This window comes from Phenylobacterium ferrooxidans, assembly GCF_042714595.1.
In the GTDB taxonomy this organism is placed as follows: Bacteria; Pseudomonadota; Alphaproteobacteria; order Caulobacterales; family Caulobacteraceae; genus Phenylobacterium; species Phenylobacterium ferrooxidans.
Map to the genome: position 1 here is coordinate 1 of NZ_JAOTJD010000087.1, position 2,320 is coordinate 2,320.

A 2,320-nucleotide genomic window follows, 5' to 3' on the forward strand; every position below is an offset into this window, starting at 1 on the left:
TCAAGACCAAAATCAAGCGGGCCGGATGGGATGACGCCTTCCTCTTCTCAATGCTCGGTCATATGCGATAGCCCTGCGTAAACAGGGGAGGACGCCTTGCCCCGATCTACCCAGGGTCGCTGGCTGCAAGCCCTGCCTGTGGGGCGCCCTGTCGCACCCCTTGGAAGGTCTTCTTAACCCTCTCTGGTCACAGTGAATCGTCGCACTTGACGGCGAAACGCAAGAGATGACCGGGCCTTAGGGACGCACCCAAGCCCGGTTCGAAGGACAGAATGGGTCTCAGCCCCGACTCTCGCGCCCGGTTCAACCTCGAGCGGGCCTCCGTGCTCATCCTCGAGGAATCGAACATGGGCATGAGCATCCTGGTGCAGATTCTCACCGGCTTCGGCGCCAAGGTGCTGCACCGGGCCGAGAACGTGGAGGAAGCCCAGGCGCTCGTCGCCAAGGTCGAGCTGGACCTGGTGGTGACCGATGCGCTCGGTGCCGGCGGCGAAGGCTATGACTTCGTGAGCTGGCTGCGCCGCTCGCGCATCGAACCCAACTGCTACGCGCCGGTGCTGCTGACCGCGGGACATACCCCGGGCGGCGCCGTGCAGAAGGCCCGCGACTGCGGCGCCCACTTCGTGATGACCAAACCACTCACCCCCATCGCCGTGCTGGAGCGCGTGCTGTGGATCGCCCGCGAGGGCCGGCGGTTCGTGGAGTGCGACAGCTATATGGGGCCCGACCGGCGCTTCAAGAACGAGGGCGTGCCGGCCGGCCAGGTGGGACGGCGGCGCGACGACCTGGTCGGCGATGTCGGCGAGGCCAGCGAGCCCAACATGGAACAGGACAGCATCGACGGCATGCTGAAGACACGACGGGTGAACCTTTGAGCGCGGTAAAGATCCATGTTCCCGTGGTGCGGCTGGCCAAGCTGCTGCGCACGCCTGGCGGGCTTCCTGTCGCCGACGCGGTCAAGCGAGCCGGAGCGGGGCTGGAGAGCCTGCGCGCCGAGTGCCTGGACGAACTGCGGGTGACCCTGGACCAGGCTGAGCTGTGCGCGGGCCGCGCCAACGGCGAGTACGATCCCGCCGTCGCCGAGGAGCTCTACGCCATCGCCAGCGCCGCCATCGGTGTGCCCACGGCCTGTGGCCTGGCGCCCATCGACACCGCCCTGGTCAGCCTGGCCGACCTCACCGACTATCTGAAGACCCGCAAGACCTGGGACCCCAACGCCGTGGCCGTGCACCTGCGGGCCTTCCGCCTGCTGCTGCACACCGAGGCGGGCAAGGACAGCAACGGCACCAAGGCGATCCTCGAGGGCCTGCGCCGGGTCAGCCAGCGCTACGCCAAGCCCGAGGCTCCGAGCGCCGCGGCCGGCTAAGGTCTTTACGTGTCCGGCCCCAGGCGCTTCACTGGGGGCATGACCGAAAACAGTATCCGTGAACGCTCCCGCCGCACCCTGGAGAGCGCCCGCTCCAATTATCAGGCCGACCCCTCCCTCCCCAACACCGTCTGGTACGGCCGGGTGCTGGGGTTCCGCTATCAGATCGAAGAGGCGATCGCGGTGTTCAGCGAGGGCCTGGAGCGGTTCCCCGACTCCTTCGAACTCCTGCGCCAGCGGGGCCACCGCTATTTGTCGACCCGGCGCTTCGCCGAGGGTCTGGCCGACCTGGCCCGCGCCGCCGAGCTGCTTGAGGGCAAGCCGGAGTGGATCGAACCGGACGGCAAGGGCAACGAGCTGCCGGTGCCCCCCACCAGCATCCAGTTCAACACCTGGTATCACCTGGCCCTGGCCCATTACCTGCTGGGGGACTGGGACGCGGCCGAGGCCGCCTACCGCCGCTGCCTGGACTGGGTGCGGGAGGGTGATCATGACGGGCTGACGGCCTGCAACGACTGGCTCTACATGACCCTGCGCCGCCGGGGCGACGAGGCGGCCGCCGCCGAGGTGCTGGCCTCGATCCCGCACGATCTGCCCGACAAGGCCTTCGTCGAGGGCCCCTCCTATTATCGCCGCCTGCGGATGTACCGCGGCGAGTTCGAGCCGCAGGAGCTGCTGACCCCTGACCTCGGCTCCCAGGTGATCCACGACCTGGAGACCCTGTACGCCACCCAGGGCTACGGGGTGGGCAACTGGTATCTCTACAATGGCGAGACCGAGCGCGCGCGCGAGGTGTTCGAACAGATCCTGCAGGGCCGCAGCCGCTTCGCCTTCGGCTACATCGCCGCCGAACGCGACCTGCGCGAGATGACGGGCGGCTAGAGCATGATCGCTTGAGACGGAACCGCGCAGCGGTCCCGGCTCAGGCGTGAATCATGCTCTCGCTTATATCTG

At 67.7% G+C, this 2,320-nt stretch carries 3 protein-coding genes; all 3 read left to right on the plus strand.

All coding sequences use genetic code 11. The features are described from left to right. Positions 1-272: 272 nt before the first annotated feature. From OCL97_RS22535 to OCL97_RS22545, 3 genes are read left to right on the plus strand one after another with little or no spacing between them, the layout of a single operon-like run. Complete coding sequence (locus OCL97_RS22535; protein WP_304700220.1) at positions 273-875, plus strand: response regulator; 603 nt, start codon at positions 273-275, stop codon at positions 873-875. Further along, a complete protein-coding gene (locus OCL97_RS22540) occupies positions 872-1,366 on the plus strand; it encodes a hypothetical protein (RefSeq protein WP_304700222.1) in 495 nt (164 codons plus the stop codon). Before OCL97_RS22535 ends, OCL97_RS22540 begins: the two co-directional genes overlap by 4 nt. 39 nt (positions 1,367-1,405) lie before the next feature. Continuing rightward, complete coding sequence (locus tag OCL97_RS22545) at positions 1,406-2,248, plus strand: tetratricopeptide repeat protein (RefSeq protein ID WP_377371938.1); 843 nt, start codon at positions 1,406-1,408, stop codon at positions 2,246-2,248. Positions 2,249-2,320: the final 72 nt, after the last annotated feature.

Coding starts and splice junctions, on each gene's coding strand:
- OCL97_RS22535 (WP_304700220.1), top strand. CDS start 273: ATGGGTCTCAGCCCCGACTCTCGCGCCCGGTTCAACCTCGAGCGGGCC.
- OCL97_RS22545 (WP_377371938.1), top strand. CDS start 1,406: ATGACCGAAAACAGTATCCGTGAACGCTCCCGCCGCACCCTGGAGAGC.